Annotated in this window: 14 protein-coding genes and 1 pseudogene; 8 read left to right on the top strand and 7 right to left on the bottom strand. The window is 69.9% G+C overall.

Annotation, left to right across the window (positions count from 1 at the left end; genetic code table 11):
* Nucleotides 1–112: 112 nt before the first annotated feature.
* Entirely contained in the window at nt 113–616 is a 504-nt protein-coding gene (locus tag AB0G15_RS26860; protein ID WP_362844989.1) for a MarR family transcriptional regulator, read from the bottom strand.
* Nucleotides 617–694: 78 nt separating this feature from the next.
* On the opposite strand from AB0G15_RS26860, the gene AB0G15_RS26855 reads away from it, so the two are divergent.
* Both AB0G15_RS26855 and AB0G15_RS26850 read left to right on the top strand, forming a co-directional pair.
* Nucleotides 695–1,114 carry a DoxX family protein gene (locus AB0G15_RS26855; RefSeq protein ID WP_362844987.1) on the top strand — a complete coding sequence of 140 codons (420 nt, stop codon included), beginning with the start codon at nt 695–697 and terminating at the stop codon, nt 1,112–1,114.
* Between the two features lie 213 nt (nt 1,115–1,327).
* Nucleotides 1,328–2,146, top strand: coding sequence for a hypothetical protein (locus AB0G15_RS26850; protein ID WP_362844985.1), 819 nt, complete (start codon nt 1,328–1,330; stop codon nt 2,144–2,146).
* Here the strand turns inward: AB0G15_RS26850 and AB0G15_RS26845 are convergent.
* The 3 genes from AB0G15_RS26845 to AB0G15_RS26835 form a co-directional block, all read right to left on the bottom strand.
* Complete coding sequence (locus tag AB0G15_RS26845; protein ID WP_362844983.1) at nt 2,082–4,067, bottom strand: tetratricopeptide repeat protein; 1,986 nt, start codon at nt 4,065–4,067, stop codon at nt 2,082–2,084. The genes AB0G15_RS26850 and AB0G15_RS26845 overlap by 65 nt on opposite strands.
* The gene (locus tag AB0G15_RS26840; RefSeq protein WP_362844980.1) at nt 4,064–4,951 is read right to left on the bottom strand and encodes an SIR2 family protein; all 888 of its coding nucleotides are present in this window, start codon (nt 4,949–4,951) and stop codon (nt 4,064–4,066) included. The genes AB0G15_RS26845 and AB0G15_RS26840 overlap by 4 nt, the downstream gene beginning before the upstream one ends.
* Before the next feature lie 66 nt (nt 4,952–5,017).
* Nucleotides 5,018–5,206, bottom strand: a complete 189-nt coding sequence (locus AB0G15_RS26835; RefSeq protein ID WP_362693056.1) for a hypothetical protein — start codon at nt 5,204–5,206, stop codon at nt 5,018–5,020.
* Nucleotides 5,207–5,469: 263 nt separating this feature from the next.
* Here AB0G15_RS26835 and fxsT (AB0G15_RS26830) point away from each other — a divergent pair, with 263 nt between their 5' ends.
* A complete protein-coding gene (fxsT, locus tag AB0G15_RS26830; RefSeq protein WP_362844977.1) occupies nt 5,470–8,007 on the top strand; it encodes an FxSxx-COOH system tetratricopeptide repeat protein in 2,538 nt (845 codons plus the stop codon).
* 42 nt (nt 8,008–8,049) lie between these two features.
* On the opposite strand, the gene AB0G15_RS26825 is transcribed toward fxsT (AB0G15_RS26830), so the two are convergent.
* The gene (locus AB0G15_RS26825) at nt 8,050–10,527 is read right to left on the bottom strand and encodes an FxsB family cyclophane-forming radical SAM/SPASM peptide maturase (protein WP_362844974.1); all 2,478 of its coding nucleotides are present in this window, start codon (nt 10,525–10,527) and stop codon (nt 8,050–8,052) included.
* Nucleotides 10,528–10,767: 240 nt separating this feature from the next.
* Here AB0G15_RS26825 and AB0G15_RS26820 point away from each other — a divergent pair, with 240 nt between their 5' ends.
* Both AB0G15_RS26820 and AB0G15_RS26815 read left to right on the top strand, forming a co-directional pair.
* Nucleotides 10,768–12,006, top strand: coding sequence for an FxsB family cyclophane-forming radical SAM/SPASM peptide maturase (locus AB0G15_RS26820; RefSeq protein WP_362844971.1), 1,239 nt, complete (start codon nt 10,768–10,770; stop codon nt 12,004–12,006).
* On the top strand, nt 12,003–13,322 hold the full coding sequence (locus tag AB0G15_RS26815) for an HEXXH motif domain-containing protein (protein WP_362844968.1): 1,320 nt from the start codon (nt 12,003–12,005) through the stop codon (nt 13,320–13,322). Before AB0G15_RS26820 ends, AB0G15_RS26815 begins: the two co-directional genes overlap by 4 nt.
* Nucleotides 13,323–13,353: 31 nt before the next feature.
* Here AB0G15_RS26815 and fxsT (AB0G15_RS26810) read toward each other — a convergent pair whose 3' ends face one another.
* Entirely contained in the window at nt 13,354–15,888 is a 2,535-nt protein-coding gene (gene fxsT / locus AB0G15_RS26810) for an FxSxx-COOH system tetratricopeptide repeat protein (protein WP_362844965.1), read from the bottom strand.
* 202 nt (nt 15,889–16,090) lie between these two features.
* Between fxsT (AB0G15_RS26810) and AB0G15_RS26805 the strand changes: the two genes are divergently transcribed.
* The 3 genes and pseudogenes from AB0G15_RS26805 to AB0G15_RS26795 form a co-directional block, all read left to right on the top strand.
* Complete coding sequence (locus AB0G15_RS26805; protein WP_362693074.1) at nt 16,091–16,249, top strand: hypothetical protein; 159 nt, start codon at nt 16,091–16,093, stop codon at nt 16,247–16,249.
* A gap of 195 nt (nt 16,250–16,444) precedes the next feature.
* Nucleotides 16,445–17,335, top strand: coding sequence for an SIR2 family protein (locus AB0G15_RS26800; protein ID WP_362845100.1), 891 nt, complete (start codon nt 16,445–16,447; stop codon nt 17,333–17,335).
* Nucleotides 17,332–19,068, top strand: a pseudogene (locus AB0G15_RS26795) (tetratricopeptide repeat protein); the annotation flags it as partial. The gene AB0G15_RS26800 and the pseudogene AB0G15_RS26795, both read left to right, overlap by 4 nt.
* Nucleotides 19,069–19,171: 103 nt before the next feature.
* Here the strand turns inward: AB0G15_RS26795 and AB0G15_RS26790 are convergent.
* The gene (locus tag AB0G15_RS26790; protein ID WP_362844962.1) at nt 19,172–20,629 is read right to left on the bottom strand and encodes an MFS transporter; all 1,458 of its coding nucleotides are present in this window, start codon (nt 20,627–20,629) and stop codon (nt 19,172–19,174) included.
* Nucleotides 20,630–20,948: the final 319 nt, after the last annotated feature.

Genomic DNA, 20,948 nt, shown 5'->3' with positions numbered 1-20,948 from the left:
CCGGTACGGCTCGCGCGGTATGCCCCCCGCGCGAGCCGTACCGGATTCTTCCGTCTTCGCCGCGGTTCCGTGGCCGAAAGGGAGAACCGGTCCCTCAGATCCGTTCCGCGCGTTACCCTGGGCTTTTGCCCGGATGCCGGGTGCGTAGCGGGCCCGCCGGCGCGGCCTTCATGGCCGCGGCGGCCTTCGTCATGATCTGCCGCATGGTCTCGACCTCCTCGGGGGTGAGCCGGTCGATCAGGAAGGCGCGCACGACGGCCACATGCCCCGGCGCGGTCCGCTCCAGGCAGCGCATTCCCTCCTCGGTGAGCACGGCCAGCACGCCCCGCTCGTCCGACGGGCACGCCGCCCGCGTCACGAGCCCCCTCCGCTCCAGCTGCCCGATCTGGTAGGTGAGACCGCTCTTCGAAACGATCAGCCGGTTGGCCAGCTCGGTCATCCGCAGCTGCCCGCCGGGCTGCTGGGAGAGTTTCGCCAGGATCTCGTACTGCGCATGGGTCAGACCCGAGTCGGCCTTCAGCTGGTCCTCGACACGTCGCTCCAGAAGGTGCGTCGCGGCCACATAGGCCATCCACGCGGCCATTTCGCTCTCATTGAGCCATTTCGTGTCGCTCACCGGAGTATTGTACGGCTTGTTCAAATTTGAACTAACCGCTATGGTTTAGTACAAATTCGAATGACAAGAGGAGTCATCATGCTTGACCAGGCACGGCCCTACGCCTTTCTGCTGGCGCGGATCGCCCTCGGCGTGATCTTCTTGGTCCACGGCGCCCAGAAGTTCCTGACGGGACTGGACAAGACCACCGGGTTCTTCGAGTCCGCGGGGATCCCGCTCGCGGCCGTCGCCGCACCGGCGGTCGCCGTCCTCGAGGTCGTCGGCGGCGTCGCGCTCATCCTGGGCGCGGCCCTGCCCGTGTTCGGCGTCCTGCTCGCGCTCAACATGCTCGGCGCCATCGTCTTCGTCCACCTCGCCAACGGCTTCTCGGTGGGGGAGGGCGGCTACGAGTTCGTGCTCGCCCTCGCCGCCGGCACCCTGGCCGTCGCCTTCAGCGGCGGCGGGGCCCTCGCCGTCGACGGCCTCCGGCAGCGCCGCCGCCAGCCGGTCGCCGTCTAGCCGGTCACAAGTCGAACCGGTCGAACCGGCCAAGGCGGTCAGGGCGGGCGCGGGCCGAGCGGGCGCGGCCGGAGAACGGGATTACGGATGCCGGGCCTTTCCGCAACGGGGAGGGCCCGGCCGGCCGGAATTCACGAGATCGAAAATCGCGAGATCCCACCCCGGACAATGGGCATAGCTATTTCGACAGCGCCCAAAGAGCTGGGGGTCGGCGTGCGTTCGCTCCGAAGAATCGGCAGGGATCTCAAGGCTCGGCAGCACATCGACGCGTACGCTCTCACGTTCGTCCTCTTCGCCTTCGCCTTTCTCTCGATCTTCGCCGACAAACTGGACGTCGACCTCAGATGGGCGGTCCTGTTCTCCGGAGTCGGATTGCTCCTCTACCGGATCACCCTGCCCGCGGAGCAGGCCGAGTCGTCGGCCGGCCTTCTGCACGACCGTTCCGTGTACGACGTGGTACCGCTGTCGTCGCTGCTCGCCCAGGCGCGCGACGTGCGGGTGTTCGCGCCGTCCGCGGTCAACCTGCTGTCGGCGCAGACCTGCGAGCTCATGCGCAACACGGTGCTCGCACGGGAGCGAGGAAATGTCAGGATCGTCATTCTCGACCCCCTGGAGAAGGCGGCCGTGCGGCAGGCCGCGAAACAGCTGGACGATGCGATCGAGTTTCCCGTGCAACGGCTCCCCGCCGCGCTGGACAGCACGATGGAACGCCTCCGGCTGATGAACGGCTGGAAAACGGCGGGGGAGTTCCAGTACCGGCTGCTTTCCTACAATCCGGAATTCAGCCTCGTGCTCGTCGACCCGGAAACCCCCGGGGGCCGTGTCATCGTGGAGATCCACGGCTACCACAACGCGTCGACCTCCTCGCGCATGCACCTGGAGCTGACCCGCGGTCGCGACGAGCGCTGGTTCACCTACTGGGTGAACCAGTTCGACCACATGTGGGAGGCGGCGAGGAGCGACGATGTCACGCCGTTCTCCGCAGGAGCTCCTCGGCCTGCTTCCGCAGATGTGGCGGAAGTCCAGGAGTGACCGCGCCGAGCGCCCGCGAGGCGAGTCTCTCCGCCGTCACGGCCCTTCCCAGCAGGGCGTGGACGCGCGCGGCCCGCACCAGGACGGGACCGCTGTCGGACCCGTCGGCGAGCGCGTCGAGGATCTCCTGCTGGGCGGCGTCGAACCGCCGCTCCAGGGCGAGGGCCAGCGCCCTGGCGGCGATCGTGGCCGGCCGCTGGTGCCTGCGCACGAGGTCCAGGTCGCGCAGGGCCTCCGTGGCCTTTCCGAGGTCGGCCAGGATCTCGCCGCGCAGCGCGAGCGCCTCGGCGGGAGGCTCGTCCGCGAGCGCCACGGCCCCGTTGAGCAGGGCGAGGGCGGCGCGCGGCTGTCCCAGGTGCCACAGGGCCTGCCCGAGCGCCAGATGCGCGGGCAGGTCGTTGGGAACCCAGGACAGGGCGGCGCGCAGCCGCTCGACCGCCCTGTCGTGGTGTCCCTGCGACAGCCAGAGCCGCCCCTCCCCGGTCAGCGCGGAGGCCACCCCGTTGAACCGCTGGAGCGTCGCGAACATGCCGGCCGCCTCCTCGAACCGGCTCAGCGCGCTCTCCGCCTCGCCCTCCGCCGACGCCACCTCTCCCAGGATCAGCAGGGCCTCGGCGCGCACCCAGGTCTCGCCGCTCCCCGAGGCGCGGACGGCCTCCTCCGCGAGGCCGCGGGCCGTCTCCCAGCCCCGCCTGGCCAGGGCCAGCCTCGCGTCGTCGAGATAGGCCGCCGGGTGCCGCGACTGGCGCACCGAGCCGATGAGGCGGTCGTGCTGCAGCTCGTACCAGCGGATTCCCAGCCGGTGCTCGCCCCGCAGGATGTGGGAGTCCTCCAGCGCCTTGGCGACGGCGTTCGGCATGCCGGCCGTCTCGTGCAGGCCCTCGTAGACGGTGTTGCGCGTCCCGTGCTCGGTGACGAAGGTCCCGCGCAACCAGGCGCGGATCTCGCTCGAGGTGACACCGGACCCGGCCGAGACGCGCGCGAGCATCCGATCGCAGAAGCCGGTCAGGAACCGGTCGACGTTCACGTGCAGTTTCACGTGCTCCACGCTGATCTCCCGCAGGCCGGGGGGCAGCGACTCCCACAGCGCGGAGCAGACGACCTGCAGCTGGACCGGCTCGACGGTGTTCAGGGTCAGCGTGGTGGTCTGTCCCTCGTCGTTGGAGATCGGGACGGTGCGCAGGTCGTCGACGAGCTGTTCCGCGGCGCCGGGGGCGAAGAGCCGGCCGGTACCCTCGAGCGGCCTCGTGGTGGCGTCGAGCGCCGCGGCGCGGGTGAGCGGCAGCAACTGGAACCGCGCCCGCGAGCCACGGCCCAGCGGGCGCTCGTAGGGAAGGACGGAGGCCAGATACTCCTCGCGCAGCGACAGCAGCAGGTGGAGGCCGTCGTGGTCCTCCACCGCGCTCGCCAGCTGGCGCAGGAGTCCCTGACGCTCCTCCTCCCGGTCGAGCGGGCCGCCGAACAGCTCCTCCGCCTGGTCGACGGCCACCAGGACGGGTACGGGGTCGCCGTACCTGTCGACGCGTTCCGGGCGTTCCGCCAGGAAGTCCGAGACCGTCAGCCCGGCCAGGGCGGGCAGCGGCCGGTCCGGCGCCCAGGCCGACAGCAGCGCCAGCACGTAGGGGTTGCCGGCCACCTTCGGGCGCAGTGCGGTGATGCCGTGGGGAGACACGCGGGCGACGGGCAGGACGTCGGCGCGCTCGGGCTCCACGCGCGGCAGGACACCCGCGTGGAGAAGGGACGTCTTGCCGACCCCCGAGGCCCCGAACAGCACGGTGAGGCCTGTGGCCTGCCAGATGGTGGCGATGTCGCGGGCCTCGCGCTCCCGCCCGAAGAACAGCGCGTGCTCGCTCCGGTCGTAGGGGCGCAGCCCCACGTACGGCCGGATGGTCCCGTCACCGCCGCGCGTCGCGGTCGTCATGGCATCCGTCCCATTCTCCGCCGGAGTTCCGCGCAGAACTCCGAGGCGGTCCCCAGGAAGATCGAGATGTTCCAGCGGTCGAGATAGTGGGTGATGTAGCGCCTGGCCTTGTCCTCGGCGGCCCCGGCGTCGCCCGCCGACCCGTTGACCTCGGGCATGAGCTGCACGCTCACATGCCGCCGCTTGTTGCTGCGGGGCGTGTTGCGCACCAGGCCGTGAAACAGCACCCGGAACGTCCAGTCCTGCAGGCTGTAGCCCACGAACAGCAGCGGCCTGGTGGTCATCGCCCGCAGGATCGGGGTCGGCAGCGGGTGCCTTCCGTCGGTCGCGACGGCGTCCACCATGTTGACAAGGTACGTCAGGTAGTCGGCCTCGGTCAGCACCAGCGACGCGGGCTCCGCCCAGCTTCCGTGCAGATGGTAGACGACGGGCCGCTCCACCGTCGGCTCCGGCAGAAAGGGGGCCGCGGCCGGGTCGGTGTCCCACCAGGGGGAGACGGCCACGTGGGGCTCCTTGCCCTCCGCCCGCAACGCCCCGGCCAGGAAGTCGTCGTAGTTCGTCGTGAGGAACGTCGTCACCGGGAAACCGGCCAGCAGCCGGTGCGGCTCCCCGGGATCGCCGATGGGAGGCCGCCCGTGCGAGCGCAGGTGGCCGCAGACCGTCTCCTTGAGGTCGACCGGATCGCGCACCACGGCCTCGCCGTACTGCATCACGCGGGCCAGGTCGCCCGCGTCGGCGAACGGATATCCGTAGCGGAGGGCGTACCGGTTGCTGAGGACGGTGCCGGTGGGAAGGGTGCCGGCGCAGGCTCCCGCTCCGAGGAAAGGGGCGCAGTCACCCCTGCCGAGCTGGTCGATCAAACGTTCCCAGTCGGTGTCGTCCACGGCTCCACCATGTTTGTCGACAAAGAGCGTAAGTCCCGCACTCCAATGTCGCACATCGGTGGGTTGTCACAAAGGTTTTGATATGAACGAATCGAATCCGGCCACCGGGCCGGTGTCCTTGTCCTCGGCTATTCTCCGGTACGCGCGGGCGATGGCGGAACCGTCGGCCTTGTCGAGATCGGCCAGGCTCTCCTCTGCGACGTCGAACAGGTCTTTGCTGAAATCAGCGTCGGCTATGACGGCTTCATCGCTCATGCGGACTCCCTTGCGCCCCCGCGTTCCCGGCTCTCCGTGTGTCCCCGCGCCGCCCCATCGTTACACTCTTCCGTTGGTCAGGCGAGTGCTTCGAAGGATAAATTGGAAGACGGGGAGATATGGTTTACGGATAAAAACCCTTTTTAGGATGTGACGGTGATGCCCTTTGGGGCGTAGCCATAAGACTCTGCCTCCTTCGTTTATGCGTTTGCGGGGGCAGGGAGTCTAGGCTGATCCCAACTCGGGCGAGTGGAGGCGGTCGCGTGCCCATTTCACAGTCGTCGGGACCTTCCCGGTCAGCGGGACGCCAGCCCCAGGTCTGGGGCAAGATCCCCCAGCAGAACAAGAACTTCACCGGCAGGGAAGACCTTCTCGAAAAGCTGCACACCGGGGTCACCTCCGAGGTCACCGCGGTGGTGCCGCACGCCCTCCACGGGTTCGGCGGCGTCGGCAAGACCCATGTCGCGATCGAGTACGCCTACCGCTTCCGGCACGAGTACGACCTGGTCTGGTGGATTCCCGCGGACCAGCCGATGCTGGTGCGCTCCTCGCTGGCCGCGCTCGCCCCGCACCTGGGGGTGCCCTCCTCCTCCGCGATGGGAGTGGAGGACGCGTCCGCCGCCGTGCTGGACGCGCTGCGCCGCGGCGACCCCTACTCCCGCTGGCTGCTCGTCTTCGACAACGCCGAGCAGCCCGAGGACATCAACGAGATCATCCCGCGCGGTCCCGGGCACGTCCTGATCACCTCCCGCAACCACGCCTGGCAGAGCGTGGTCGACACCCTGCCCGTCGACGTCTTCAGCCGGGCCGAGAGCATCGAGTTCCTCAGCAAGCGGGTGCCCAGTTCGACCAGCCTCGACGACAGGAACCGGCTGGCCGAGGAGCTCGGCGACCTGCCGCTGGCCCTGGAGCAGGCGGGGGCGCTGCAGACGGAGACCGGGATGTCCGTCGGGCAGTACCTCCGGCTGCTGCGGGAACAGACGACCCAGCTTCTGGGAGCCAACAAGGCCTCGGACTACCCGCTCTCCATGACCGCGGCGTGGTCGCTGTCGGTGTCCCAGCTCAAGGCGAAACTGCCCGAGGCCGTGGAGCTCCTGCGCTGCTGCGCCTTCTTCGGGCCGGATCCCATTCCCCGCGACGTGTTCGGGGTGCTTCCCGACGACTTCGCGCCCGGATCGCGCCTCGGCCCGCTCCTCGACAACCCCATCCTGCTGAGCAAGGGCATCAAGGAGCTGGGACGTTACGCCCTGGCCAGGATCGACTCCGACAACCGGACCATCCAGGTGCACCGGCTGGTCCAGGCGCTCCTGCGTGACGAGCTGGGCGAGGAGGAGCACGCGTCCTTCCGCCACGAGGTGCACCTGCTGCTGGCGGCGGCGTCACCGGGCCTCCCCGACGACAACGTCATGTGGCCGCGTTACGCGGAGCTGCTCAGCCACGTGACACCTGCGGAGATCGAGGTCAGCCGCGACACCCGTATCCGCCGCTTCGCCCTGGACGTCGTGCGCTACCTCTACTCGTCGGGGGGCTACCAGTCGGCGCGGGATCTCGTCGGGCGCCTGATCGAGAGATGGCGGGCCGACAGCGGCGAGTACGACTGGCACGTGCTCTCCGCGCAGCGGCACTTCGGGATCGTCCTGCGCGAGCTCGGCGACTACCGGGCCTCCTTCGAGCTCAACCGCACGACACTGTCGCGCATGCGGGAGGTCCTCGGGCCCGATCACGAGGAGACCCTGCTGCTCACCAACAGCCACGGCGGCGACCTGAGGATGCGGGGCGACTTCGCGACCGCCCTGGAACACGACGAGGAGTCGCTGAGCCAGCACCGGAGGCTGTTCGGCCCCAAGCACCGCCGAACGCTGCGGACCATGAACAACCTGGCGCTCGACTACATGTTGCTCGGCGACTACCAGAAGGCCAGCGAGCTGCAGCAGAGCGCGTACACGCTGCAGCGCGCCGGCGATTCCAAGTCGAGCCAGCAGTCCATCCTCACCTCGTGGAACGGCCTGGCCCGCATCGTGCGGCTCAGGGGCGAATACTCCGAGGCCTGCGACATCGGCGAGGACGCCTACGATTCCAGCGTCCAGGAGCTGGGGGCCGACCACCCCAGGACCCTGCGCGCGGCCAAGGACCTGTCCATCGCCAAGCGCAGGGCGGGACTGATCGACGAGGCTTTCGAGATCGCCCAGCGGACGTTCGAGCTGGAGGAGCGCATCTTCGGCCGCGACCATCCCGACACGCTCGCGGCCGCCCTGTGCCTGGCCAACGCGCAGCGCACCAGGGGGGAGATCGACGAGGCGCTGGAGCTGCTGCGCGACACGGCGGCCCGTTATCCCCGGAGATACGGGAACGAGCACCCCTTCATCTTCGGCTGCAACATGAACCTGGCGCTGCTGCTGCGGGTCAACGGAGACGTCGAGGAGGCGACCGAGCTCGACCTGAGGTCTCTGGAGGGCTTCGACCGCACGCTGGGGCGCGAGCACCACTACTCGCTCACCTGCGCGATCAACCTCGCCAGTGACCTCGCCGCCGGCGGAGACGTCCCCCAGGCCGGGCGACTGGGGCAGGAGACCCTGGCCCAGTTGCGGGAGCTCCTGGGCGCCGACCACCCGCTGACTCTCGCCTGTGCGAACAACCTGGTCGTCGACCTGCGGGTACTGGGCGAGCCGGCGGCGGCGGAGACGCTGGCGGCCGACACCTTCGAGCGTTACCGGCGGGTGCTGGGCGAGGACCATCCCGACACGACGGTGGCGCTGAGGGGGGAGCGGCTCGACTTCGACTTCGACCCGCCCGCCCTCTAACCTTCGACCCGCCCGCCCTCTAACCTTCGACCCGCCCGCCCTCTAACCGTTGCGCCGGAGCCAGCGTGCGTAGTGGTCCTCCGAGCGTTCCCGGCTCATGGCCCGCGCGCGGGCCGGTACGCTCTCCCGCGACCAGCCGTCGAGGCGCCGCGCCATGCCGGCGGTGAAGTTCTGCCCGGCGGGGGTCAGCCGCCCGCTGCCGAGGAGGGTGCCGGTGACGAGACGCGAGGCCTCGCGCCACTGGAAGAACTCCGCGTTCGCGCGCAGGGCCGCCTCCCCCGACTCCAGGCCGCGCTGGCGCATCCAGAAGCCGGCCACGCCCAGGAAGGCGTACGCGCCCTGGAGCAGTCCCGGTACGGGGCGGGGATCCTCCCGCCAGGGGGCGTAGTAGCGGGAGCCGTCGTCGGGCAGGGTGAGGGGGACGAGGTCGAGCAGGGCCGAGAGCTTCGCGTGCTGTGTCTCGTGGGTCAACGTGACCGCGAGCGAGGAGGCGTCCGGCGGCGTCGACAGGGCCACGCAGCCGAAGGTCTCCCTCGAGGACGAGCTCGACTGGCCCCTGGCGGGCGCGGTCAGCGGCGTGAGGACCTTGATCGCCGTGGCCACCTCCTCGGCCACGATCCGGTGGTGGCGCACCAGCAGATCCCAGGCCTGGTGCAGCGTCGACTGCCATCGCTCCGTCTCGGCCTCGGTGAGACGCCCGCCGATGTTGGTCGTCTCCGGCATCCGGTAGGGGTCGAGGTCGTCGATGACCAGGTGGAGCGACATGCCGTCCGCCTCGCTGGACAGCGACCGCAGCCCTCTCCATCCCGGGGCGTCCTGGCGTGGGTCGCGGGGGATCCGGACGATGGTCCCGGCCGCCGCGATCTCGGTGCCGTCGGCGGCGCACTCGACCGTGGCCGTCGAGACGGTCGGCGGCAGGACCGCCTGGCCCAGTGACGGCAGTGTGACCACTCCCTCCACCGCCGGCACGTCGATCTCGCAGGTGGTGCCCGAACGGATCGCCGCGGCGGCGGCGAGTGCCGCGAGCTGTCCCGGAGCCGCGGCGCCGTCGCCCGCGTCGAGCATCCTGACCGTCCGGCGCGCCCAGGCGCCCACCGACGGGTGGCGGAGGACGGCGTTGACGATCTCGGGGTGGCGACGCTGGACGGTGGCGAGCAGGTCGTAGGCGCGGCGGGCGGCGGCGGCGTCGGGATGCCCGCTCGCCCGTGCGCTCTCCAGCACCCCGCGTACGAGGAGGACGTGCTTGCTGTGCTGTGCCGCGGAGAGCTCGGCGACCGCGGTGGTGCCTCCACCGCCGCCGGCGAGTTCCGAGAACGTCCCGGCCGCGATCCGGTGCTCACGTAGGTGCATTGTGCCCTTTCCCTGCCCTTTCGATCGGGCCGAAAGGTCGGCTTCGACCGTTCTCTGGATGTGCCCGATGAGCCGGAGGAGGTCGGGGGAGTAGACGGAGGGGTTGGCGAACCCGTGGCCGGAGCGGTAACGGTGGGCGTACAGGCCCCCGCCGCAGACCCGGGAGACCGGGCAGGCCAGGCAGGTCGGGGAGAGGGCCCTGCCGCCGATCTGGCGGGCGGCGATCGAGGGCAGGAGCAGGGCGTCGTCGAAGGAGTCGCGGGTGACGTGCAGCCCGGTCTCCGGCGCTCCCGGGTAGGCCGACTTCAGGGCGTCCGACTGCTCGATACCGCCGTCGGTCTCCACGACGACCATCCCCACGGGGGACAGGCCTATCTGCTCGCTCGACGACGAGCCGCCGAGCAGCGCGTGGATGATCTCGTTGAACATCCGGACCCAGGTGGGCCGCCGCGGCGCGGCGTACCATCGGTCGAAGACCTGGATCAGCCAGTCAGCGTACGGCGTCGCGTCGGTGTCCGGGGTCCGGCCCGGAGGCGGCGCCGACCAGTTGCCGTGCGGGAGCAGGAAGTCGACGGCCGGCGGATCGAAGGCGAGGAGCGCCTCGTAGGCCCCGATCGGATCGTTTCTGAGGTCGATGGTGCACAGCAGGCCGCTGAAGAGGTGCCTGAAGGCGGGCGAGCCCAGCAGGCCGAGGGCGCGCAGGACGTCGCCGTGGCTTCCCCGGCCGTTGGCGCGGCGGCGGCCGCGGTCGTGCATCGTCTCGTCGCCGTCGAGGCTCACCCCGACCCGGACGCCCAGCTCGTCGAAGAGGCGCAGGTAGGGAAGGTCGAGCAGGGTGCCGTTCGTCTGCAGGCCGACCGCGGTCCTGGTGCCGGGGCCGACCGCGGAACGGACCAGCGTGACGAGCTCGCGGATCGCCTCACGGCCGGCGAGCAGGGGCTCTCCCCCGTGCAGGATGAGCTCTATGTCGGCCAGGTCGTGGCGGTGGGCGTGCTGGGCGATTCTCGCGGCCGTGGCGGCGAAGATCTCTCGTGACATTTGTTTCGGTCGGTTCTGCCACGAAGAATCGGCCATTTCGTACATGTAGCAATATTTGCAAGCAAGATCGCATCTACTATGGATCTTCAGGATGAACTGCCTGAACGGAGTCGGCCGCCAGCCGTCTGCCATCAACTCTCCGACATCGAGAGTCGACGGCCACTCGTGCATCGCTGATCAGCCCCCTGTTGAGACCTCGTTATGTGACGCCCGAAAGATGTCTACACGATAGATGATGGCCGGTCACCGTTCCAGGGTGAGGGGAAAACCAGTGATCATGTCGGAGAAGGGTACGTATTAGCGATGCTGAAACTTGACTATTGATGCAAACTCATGCCATATAGGTAATGGCGCAAGAGAGGTGTGCCGCGTTTGCCTGAGAAACCTGACCCCATAATCCCCCCACCCCGGAGCGTCTTCCCCGAGACGCTCGATGTCGGGGGATTGCTGGACTCGGGGTGGCGGCCGGCGGCTTTCCGGCAGTTCATCTTGAAGATCCACAGCAGGTGTGATCTGGCCTGCCGCCACTGCTACGTCTACGAGATGGCCGACCAGTCCTGGAAGGCCCAGCCGCGGCGCATGTCGAAGGCGATCGTCGACTGCACGGCGAGACGCGTCGCCGAGCACGCGCTCGCCCACGAGCTGGCCGAGGTCGAGGTCATCCTGCACGGGGGAGAGCCCCTGCTGGCCGGGCCCGATCTCATCTCCTACGCGGTGCGCACCATCAGGGGGGCCGCCGCCGACGTCGGGACCCGCGTCCGCGTCGGCGTGCAGACCAACGGGCTGCGCCTGGACGAGACCTATCTGCGGCTCTTCGAGAGCCTGGAGATCCGCGTCGGGGTGAGCATGGACGGCTACGCCGAGGGCCACGACCGGCACAGGCGCTACGCGGACGGCAGGGGGAGCCACGCGATCGTCGCCGACTCGCTCCGCAGGCTGACCGAGGGCCCGTTCCATCACCTGTTCAGCGGCCTGCTGTGCACCATCGACGTCCGCAACGATCCGCTGGCGACCTACGAGGCGCTCCTCGCCTTCGACCCGCCGGCCGTCGACTTCCTGCTCCCGCACGGCAACTGGTCCACCCCGCCGCCGTACCGCCTCCCGGACGTCACCGCGACGCCGTACGCCGACTGGCTGATACCGATCTTCGACCGCTGGTACGGCTCGGCCGCCGGTCAGACGGAGATCCGGCTGTTCCGCGAGATCATGCGCCTGCTGGCGGGAGGCGCCTCGCGCAGCGAGACGGTGGGACTCTCACCCGCCAGGATGGCCGTCGTGGAGACCGACGGCAGCATCGAGCAGTCGGACATCCTGAAGTCCAGTTACCACGGAGCGGCCGCGACCCGCCTGCATCTGCTCCGTGACTCGTTCGACGCCGCGCTCAGGCATCCGGCCATGGCCGCCCGGCAGATCGGCGAACTCGCGCTGGCTCCCGTCTGCCTGGCCTGCGACATCCGGCCGGTCTGCGGCGGCGGGTTGTACGCGCACAGGTACAGCGAGGCCGCCGGTTTCAAGGGGCCCTCGGTCTACTGTCCGGATCTCTACCGGCTGATCACCCATATCCGTACAAGCTTCGCGCGAGATGTCGCCCGGCTGAAAGGAAGTCGATGAGGCTCGGTACGCAGGGAGTGTCCGACACGACGGTTCTCACGCTGGCGGCCGGTGAGGGCGGAGCGGACGCCGTGGCCGAGCTGAGCGCGGTCCAACGCGTCAAGAACAGGCTGCTGGTACGCGGGGTCGCGGCCGAGGCGCGGTCGGCGGGGCACCCCGGCGCCGCCCTGGCGACGCGTGCCTACGACCTCCTGGCGGATCTGGAGGGGGCGGCGGGCGAGGAGGTCGAGCGCGTGCTGCGCTACCCGGCGGTGGGGGCGTGGGCGTGGCGGACCTACCGGTCCCTGAGGAGCGGGAACGGCACGCACGACGATCCCGCGCAGCTGGGAGCGCTGGCCGTGGCGGCCGCGGTGCGGGCGCGGATCGGCTGCCGCGTCCGGCTGCCCGTCCGCGACGGCGCGATCACGCTGCCGTCCCTGGGGCGCCTCGTCCTTCCCCCCGGCGCGGGGGAGACGGCCGACGTGGTGGTGAGGCCGGACGGGGACGGTGCCGAGCTCGACGCCGGCGGTCCGACGGTCCGCGTTCACCCCTGCGGGGACCGGCCCGGCTGGCAGGCTCTGCGCGAGCTGCGGGTGACCCCGGGATTCGACCTGGTCGTCGACGACCTCGACCCGTACCGGTGGTCCGCGGAGGAGGTCGCGGAGCCGCGGCTGGACCCCGGGCGCCTTCGCGCGTGGGGGACGCACATGGACGAGGCGTGGCGCGTCCTGACGGCCCACCACGAGACCGTGGCGGAGGAGGTGGGCCTCGCCGTGTCGGTGCTCACCCCCATCAAGGCCCCGGAAAGGGGACAGAACAGCGCCTCCTCGCGCGAGACGTTCGGGACCATCGCCATGTCGGACCCGTGGCACGGCGTGGGACTCGCCGCCACGTTCGCGCACGAGATCCAGCACGCCAAGCTCACCGCGCTGACCGAGGTGATCCCGCTGACCCTGCCGGACGACGGCAGGCGCTACTACGCGCCCTGGCGGGACGACCCGCGCCCCGTCTACGGCCTGCTGCAGGGTTCCTACGCCTATCTCGGGGTGGCGGAGTTCTGGCGGAGGCAGCACCGGTTCGAGCGGGAGGAGGAGGCCTTCCGGGCGCGGGTGGAGCTCGCCCGCTGGAGGCGGGCCGCCTACGCGGTCACCGGCACGCTGCTGGCCGGCGGGGGCCTGAACGAGCGCGGGGAGGAGTTCGTGGCGCGGATGAGGAAGACGCTGGAGGAGTGTGCCGCGGAGCCGGTGGACCCCGCCGCGGAGAGCCAGGCCCTCCGCGAGGCCGAGCACCACCTCGACGCCTGGAAGAGGCGCAACCCCGGGTTCCGGGCGGACTAGGCCGGGGCGGCCCGGTGGTCGGATCGGCCGGTCAGATCGGCGGGGGGTCGAAGTCGCAGTCGATGCGACGGCCCTCGCTGGCGAAGAGCGCGTCGGGGTGGCCGGCCTCCAGCGGGCGTTCGTAGCGCCGCATCGTGTCCTCGTACAGGATCTCGGCCTCCTGCGTCTCGCCGGCGGCCCTCAGGTCGAGCACGAGGTTGCTGGCGCAGGACAGGCTCAGGAAGTGGTTCTCGCCGAAGAGGGCCCGCAGCCGGGCGAGCGTCTCCCTGCCGAGCGCGCACGCCTGGACGGTCTCCCCCATCGCCGCGAGATCCGTCTGGAGGCTGACGGCGCACGTCAGCGGGTAGTGGTGCTTCTGGCCGACCTTGGCGACCAGGCCCTCCACCGCCCTCTCGTTCAGCTGCCTGGCCGTCGCGAGATCGCCCCGCAGACGATGCAGGATCGCCAGGTTGCCGCCGCAGGCGAGGCTGTAGGGGTGCTCCGCGCCGAAGACCCGGGGGTAGTAGAGGGTGACCGTCCTGTCGGCCGTCGCGAACGCCTCGTCGAGGTCGCCGGCGGTTCGCAGGGCGTTGGAGAGGTTGACCGCGGCCGCCATCGTGTCGGGGTGCTCGTCCCCGAAGAGCCGCTGCAGGCGGGTGTGCGTGTCGCGCGCGAGGTCCAGCGCCTCGGCCACCTCTCCCGAGCGCCGCTTGGCGATGGACAGGTCCTTCGCCGTCAGCAGCGTGGCGTGGTGGTCGAGTGTCAGCTCCTGGACGCCGTAGGCGTAGGCCTCCTCGCCCAGGTCGCACGCCTCGGTGTAGTCGCCGCAGAGCCGCACGGCCCTGGCCAGGCCGTTCCACGACAGCAGCAGGACGGTCCTGCCGATACCTCCCCCCGCGTCGCTCATCTCCAGGTACGTGTCCTGGTGCAGGCGCCGCGCCTGCGTGTAGTCGCTGGTGAGGGCGTAGTCGAGGGCCAGGTTGTTGAGCACGCGCAGGGTGGACGGGTGGCCGGCGCCCCGGCTGGCGGCATGGGCCGCCCTGGACTCCTCGTCCAGTCTCCTGGCGGCGATGAAGTCGCCGCGCGCCCGCAGGGACGCCCCGTAGCCGTTGGTCGTCAGGAGCGTCTCGTCGTGGTCGGGGCCGAAGACCTCGCGCATGTCGTCGAGGGTCCTGTGGTCGATCTCGTACGCCTCGGAGTACTGGCCGAGCCCGCGCAGCACGTTGCCCAGGTGCTTGTGCGCGACGAGCACGTCCGGGTGCCTCGCCCCGCTGACCTCGGTCCATCGCTTGGCGAAGCTCTCCAGGAAGGTGCGGGCCGACTGGTAGTTACCCGATATGTAGAGGTAACGGGTGACGTTGAGGGCGAACTGCCTGACGGTCGGGTCCGTGCACTCCTCCAGGCCGGAGGGGGTGACATGGGCGACCAGCTCCTCGAAGCGGCGCCACCTGGCGCTCTCGTCGGGGTCGTTCGGGGCGCTGCCGGCCAGCAGCACGTGCACCTCGTGCCGGATCTCCGCCTGGTCCTCCTCCGGCAGATCGTCGCGCAGGAGTGCCTGGATCAGGCGGTGGACCTGGATGGTGCGGGTGGCGGGCTCGATCCTGGCCAGCGCGAAGCGCCTCAGCTCGCTCAGCGCCGTGGCGAGCAGGATCGGATCGGACAGGATCCTGCCGAGCCGGGGGACGACGGCCTTGTTGCCCCTGCGGAAGACGTCGCGGGGAATGGGCTCGGGGCCGAAGAAGGCGCAGCACCGCAGGAGCGTGATGGCCTCGGGGAGGCGGTCCTCCAGGAGCGACACCGACACCTTCCAGGCCGCCGTCATCGACAGCGGGTATCCCGGCGCCCTGTTCGCGCCCAGCAGCCTGCTCGCCTGCTCGTCGAGCTGCTCCAGGTATTCGTCGACCGACATGCCGGTCTCGTACTGCAGCGCGCCGGCCTGCTCGAGGGCCAGGGGAAGGTCGCCGAGCTGCTCGGCCAGCCGCGAGGCGTCGTCGTCGGGAACCTCCCGGCGCAGGCGCTTCTTCAGGAACGCCACGCTCTCCTCGCGGGTGAAGACGTCGACCTGGAGGGTCTCGAAGTGGTCCTCCCACTTGGGGTTGCGCGAGGTGATCAGGACGTGACCCGGCCCGCGCGGGATGAACTCCTGGACCTGCCCCGGCTCCTCGGCGTTGTCGAAGATCAGCAGCCAGCGCCGGTAGGGGGTGCCGCTCTGCAGCGTCCTGCGCACGGCCTCGGCGGCCTCCTCGACGCCGGTGGCCGAGGCCGGCGGCAGGCCCAGGTGGGGCGCCATCGCCGCCAGCGCGGACGGCACCAGCACGCGCTGGTCGGAGGGGATCCACCAGACGAGGTCGTAGTGCGACCGGTAGCGGTGGGCGTACTCGATGGCCAGGTGGGTCTTGCCGACACCGCCCCACCCCTGCAGCGCCTGGGGCTGGGGCACGACGGCGGTGACGGTGCTGATGCCCTGGCGGAGTTTGACGAGCATGTCGTCTCGCCCGGTGAAGTTCCTGTTGCGGGGTGGCACTTTCTCCCAGACCTCGGGCTGCCGTTCCGGCACCGTGTTCGCCGCGTGTGAAAGCTCCACCACCTCGGGCCTCCGCTTTTTTCTAGCCAAAGGGATCGTACGGTCATCCTAAAGGTTGATTCGAAGAGTGGGGTATTACAGAATCACATTGAGAAAAAACACGGCCGGGTGACTTTCGAAAGCGGTGTCGCACCACCCTTTTGGGACGCCCGCAATCCGGGTGCCGGGCCGGGCCGGATGCGACGCGACACGGATGGGAGCACGCATGCGCGATGACAATTCAAGGTCGGACGGTCTCGTCGACCTTGAGGGCCTTTCCCTGGAGAGACTCACGGAGGTCGACGAGGCCTGGCTGCGGAGGATGCTGGAGCCGTTGCTGCTGGAGACGGCGGAGCCGACGGCGGGATTCACGAGTTCGATCTGAGGAATCACCTTGCCGTTTCACGCGGGTTGCGGCAGAAAGGTGGTCGTGAATCGTTCGTCCACTCCGGTCGCGTCGGCGACACGAGGGGTGCCTTCCCGCGCGGGGGGGATTGACCGTGCCAATAGAGTCGTACGGCATCGAGTCCATGACCTGATTGGACCTGCCGTCCGTGAGGTGGTGCCCTGCGTGCACGACATGGGGGAGGCCGAGTGGGAGCGCCTGCTCGACCAGCTGAACAGCGGAGACTGCACGCCCTTCCTGGGATCGGGGGCGTGCGTGGGCACTCTGCCGACGGGGACGGCGCTGAGCCGCGACATGGCGCGCCGGTGGGACTATCCCTTCGGTGACGACCACGACCTCCCCCGGGTGACGCAGTTCGCGGTGATGAGATACGGGGATTCCGTATACGTGAAGAGGCGGATCTGCGACGAGCTCGACGCCGGGGGCGCGCCCGACTTCATGGATCCCCTCGAACCGCACGGCCTGCTCGCGAGATTTCCGCTCCCGGTGTATCTGACGACGAACTACGACGACTTCATCCTCCGCTCGCTCGAAGCGGTGGGAAAAAGGCCGAACGTGGCCGTCTGCCCGTGGAACAAGGGGCTGGCCTACGCGGAGGATCTGTTCAGCAGCGAGGCGGGCTGGAACCCCAAACCCGAGGCCCCGCTCATCTACCATCTGCACGGCAATCTGCAGGATCCGGCGTCGATCGTGCTGGCCGAGGACGACTATCTGGAGTTTCTCACCAACCTCGCGGTGGACGGCGTCGCGGGCGGCCAGCGGATGCTGCCCACCTCCATTCTCGCGGCGCTGACCAGGAGACCCCTGCTGTTCATCGGCTACAGCCTGCAGGACTGGACGTTTCGCGTGCTCTTCCACGGGCTGTTGAAGGCCGTTCCCGGAATCAACCGCCGCAGGCACGTGAGCGTCCAGCTCGCGCCCTCGCTCGCCAGCACGAGGGCGGACGTGCTGGAGGTCCAGCGCCAGCTGGCCAGATACTACGAAGACTGGCGGATCTCCATCTTCTGGGGGACGGCGCAGGAGTTCTGCCGTGAGCTGCGCCGGCGGATGGGACCGGTACCGTGACCCCTGACGCGAGCCCCGGCCGAGACCGGCCCGACACGGCCGGCCAGCCGTACGTCGGCCTGCGGGCCTTTCGCCGCGAGGACGGTTCCAAGTTCTTCGGCCGCGACAGGGAGGCCTGCGAGGTCTCCGACCTGTGGCAGGCCGGGCGCCTGACCGTGCTGTACGGGCCGTCCGGCGTGGGCAAGACCTCGCTGATCCAGGCGGGGGTGCTCCCTTTGCTGGACGCGGGCAGGACCGACATCCTGCCGATAGGCCGGGTGTCGCACGGCTCGCCCTTCCCGTCCGCCGCGCTCTCGCGGCACAACCCGCACGTGTTCGCGCTGCTGTCGTCGTGGTCCCCCTCGGAGACGCCCACCCGGCTGGCCGGGCTGACGATCCGCGAGTTCCTGAGCCGGCGCCCGCCCCGCCAGGATCCGTACGGCGACCCGGTGCTCACCCTGGCCGCGATCGACCAGGCGGAGGAGCTCTTCGGCGACTTCGCCCACCGCCAGCCGTACCGGGAGTGGTTCATCAGCCAGCTCGTCGAGGCACTGGACGAGGACCCGAACCTGCGCCTCCTCGTCTCGATCAGGGAGGACCACCTCGCCTCGATCCTCCCGCACGAGCCGAAGCTGGCGGGCATGGCCAGGAGCCGCTTCTCGCTGACCGCCCTCGACACGGCCGCCGCGGTCCGGGCGACCGAGGGGCCGCTGGAGGGGACGGGACGCTCGTTCGCCCCCGGCGCGGCGCGGGGCCTGGTGGACGACCTGCGCATGATCAGGGTCGGCAGAGCGCTCGGCGAGGAGGTCGTCGCCGACGCCCAGGCGGTCGAGCCCGTCCAGCTGCAGGTCGTGTGCTCGGCCATGTGGCGCTCGCTGCCCGAGGACGTGCGGGTCATCTCCTCCGACCACGTCCGCAGGTTCGCCAACGCCGACCGGTCGCTCACCGACTTCTTCGAGCGGATGATCGCCGAGGTGGCCCGCGACCACTTCGACGACGACGTCGCCGGGCTCAGGAGCTGGCTGCGCCGCTGCCTCATCACCGAGCTCGGCACCCGCGAGGTCGTCTACCAGGGGGAGACCGTCACCGCGGGCATGCCGAACGCGGTGGTCAGGGCGCTGGTCGACCGCCACATCCTGCGCGAGGACATCAAGGCCGGCACGCGGTGGTGCGAGTTGTCGCACGAGCGCCTCATCCAGCCGATCCTGCAGAACGACCACGTCGTCGTCGTGCGGGCCGAGAGCCGCTCCCTTCCCGACGACTACCTGCGGGCCGCCGAGCTCTCCTTCCGCGACGGGGAGTTCGCGCTGGCCGCGAAGCAGGCCGAGGAGGCGCTGGCGCGGTGCGGGGGCAACACCAGGATGCGGGCGGAGATCGAGTCCTTCCTCGGCAACGTCGCGCACCGGCGGGAGGACTTCGAGAAGGCCGTCTCCCACTACCGCACCGCCGCGGTCCACTTCGAGACGCTGGGGGCGACCTCGGCCGTCGGCGGCCTTCTCGCCGGGATCGGCAGGCTGCGGCTGGCCCAGGGACGCACCTCGGTCGCGGTCCGGGAACTGTACTCGGCGATACGCCGGGTGCCCAACGACCTGAACATCGAGACCGAGCTCGCCTGGGCGCTCTGGTACGACGGCCACCCCGACGCGGCGCGCGACGTTCTCGACGACGTCCTGGGCAGGGAGGGGAACATCACCGAGGCGTTGCGAGCGCGGGGCGAGATCCTCGCCGGCCTCGGCCGGGCGGAGGCGGCGCTGCGTGACCTCGACAGGGTCCGGCCGCTGCAGTGGCCGTCCACCCGGGCCGCCCACGCTCTCGCGCTCGCCCTCCTGGGACGCCTTCCCGAGGCGGAACGGGAGATCAGGGCCGTGCCGGCCGAGGCGGGAGATCACGGTCCGGCGCTGCTGTACGCCGCCCGGGTCCACGCCCTGGCCGGTGACGCCGCGTCCGCGGCGGATCTGGTGCTGCGGGCGAGGGCGGCGCGAGCGCCTGGCCTGCCTGCCCATCTCGCGGCGGAAGCGGATCGGCTGCTCGCCACGTTGTGAGCACCCGCGCTCCCACGTGGGCGCCGGTCGCCCTGACCTTCCTGGCCGTTCCGGCGAGACCCAGCCGCGCGTGGAGACGCAGCAGCGAGGCGAACGTCACCACCGCGGCGACGGCGAACATCACGACGGTCAGGATGACGGCCGCCACCCGGATGCCGAACACGGCGACGAGGATCCCGCCGAGCGGGGCGGCGACGCACACGGCGCCGTGCGCGACGAGCCGGTGCACGCTCATCACCCGTCCGAGCTTGCCCTGGTCGACGGTGCCGACCTCGAAGGTCCTGATGGCCACGTTGCTGAGCGCCCCGGCGCACCCGGTCAGCAGTATCGCGAGCCCGAAGAAGAGCGGCCCCTCCCCGTACGCCGCGATGAAGAGCGCCAGCACCCATATCCACAACTGGGCGAAGAGCGTGAAGTTTCTCGGTTCGAGCCTGAGGTAGGGGGCCAGGCCCGATCCCGCCACGCCGCCCACGCCTCCGGCGGCCAGGACCAGGCCGACCTGGTACGAGGGAAGGTTCGCCGATCCGGCGATGAAGATCATGATGAGCGCGTTGATCATCAGGTTGGTGACCATGGTCAGGGCCATGGCCCTGCGCAGGAACGGGTGCCGGGAGAGCTCCTTGAAGCCGTCGGCTATCTCCCGCAGCAGGTGCCGTCCCGCAAGGCTTCTCACGCCGGCCGCCAGCTCCCGGAGCGCGTGCGGCAGCGTCCGGCCCCTCCCCTTCCCGGCCGTCACGCTGAGGGGAGAGAGAAGGGCGAGGAAGAACAGCCCCGCGTTCACCGCGAAGGACATCGCGTGCATGACCCCGAACAGCCACCCTCCGAGCGGCCTGCCGGCCAGCACCGCGATGTGCGAGATCGTCTCGCTCCTGGCCATCACGATGGAGGCCTGGTCTCTCGTGACGAGGGACGAGATCAAGGCGGTCTCCGCCAGCGAGTAGACCACCCACAGCGTGCCCTCGAGAAAGGCGGCCACCAGGAGGTGGGCCAGCGACGGATGGCCGATGACGAGGACGAGGAAGACGCTGAGGACGGTCAGTCCTCGCAGGGTCTCGGTGAGGAGCATGAGCGAGCGCGGATTCACCCGGTCCGCCAGGACGCCCGCCGGAATGTAGAAGACCAGGATCGGGAAGGTCAGGGCGAAACTGGTCCAGCCCGCCTGCACCGGAGAACCGGTCAGTGCCAATGCCAGGAGGGGATAGGCGACACTCACGGCCCGTGACCCCACGGTCGAGAACGTCATCCCCAGCCAGACGCGGGCGATTCTTCTCATCGGCTAGCTCGACGTCGCTCTCTGATCCCGGGCCCTGGCGCGACATGGTCGCTCACCGTCCCCGTCCGCGTTCTAGGGAACACCTCACAAGGCAATTCGGGGAGAGAGCTATACAGACTCCCGTTGTTAGGTGAACGATGACAATTTCTTGACAAAAAGCCGCAGGAATCGGCAACAGTGCGAGCCGGTTCGGCAAAACGGGTCACACCGGTGTCACCAAGTCACTTGAGTCCCAAGAGCATAGCGCCGAAAAAGAGCAGCGGGGAAAGGTCGGCCGTTTCCGCGTCCGAAGGACCGCGTCCGGGAGCCGCCGCCGGAA

This window comes from Streptosporangium sp. NPDC023825, from assembly GCF_040639575.1.
GTDB lineage: Bacteria > Actinomycetota > Actinomycetes > Streptosporangiales > Streptosporangiaceae > Streptosporangium.
Note: the sequence above shows the minus strand (reverse complement) of the source record. Positions and strands in the feature narration are given on the sequence as shown.

Bases quoted from the DNA above. Each gene is read 5' to 3' on its own strand.
- AB0G15_RS26805 (WP_362693074.1), top strand. From the start codon at position 16,091: ATGCGCGATGACAATTCAAGGTCGGACGGTCTCGTCGACCTTGAGGGC.
- AB0G15_RS26855 (WP_362844987.1), top strand. From the start codon at position 695: ATGCTTGACCAGGCACGGCCCTACGCCTTTCTGCTGGCGCGGATCGCC.
- AB0G15_RS26790 (WP_362844962.1), bottom strand. From the start codon at position 20,629: ATGAGAAGAATCGCCCGCGTCTGGCTGGGGATGACGTTCTCGACCGTG.
- AB0G15_RS26815 (WP_362844968.1), top strand. From the start codon at position 12,003: ATGAGGCTCGGTACGCAGGGAGTGTCCGACACGACGGTTCTCACGCTG.
- AB0G15_RS26845 (WP_362844983.1), bottom strand. From the start codon at position 4,067: ATGACGACCGCGACGCGCGGCGGTGACGGGACCATCCGGCCGTACGTG.
- AB0G15_RS26825 (WP_362844974.1), bottom strand. From the start codon at position 10,527: ATGGCAGACGGCTGGCGGCCGACTCCGTTCAGGCAGTTCATCCTGAAG.
- AB0G15_RS26835 (WP_362693056.1), bottom strand. From the start codon at position 5,206: ATGAGCGATGAAGCCGTCATAGCCGACGCTGATTTCAGCAAAGACCTG.
- AB0G15_RS26800 (WP_362845100.1), top strand. From the start codon at position 16,445: ATGGGGGAGGCCGAGTGGGAGCGCCTGCTCGACCAGCTGAACAGCGGA.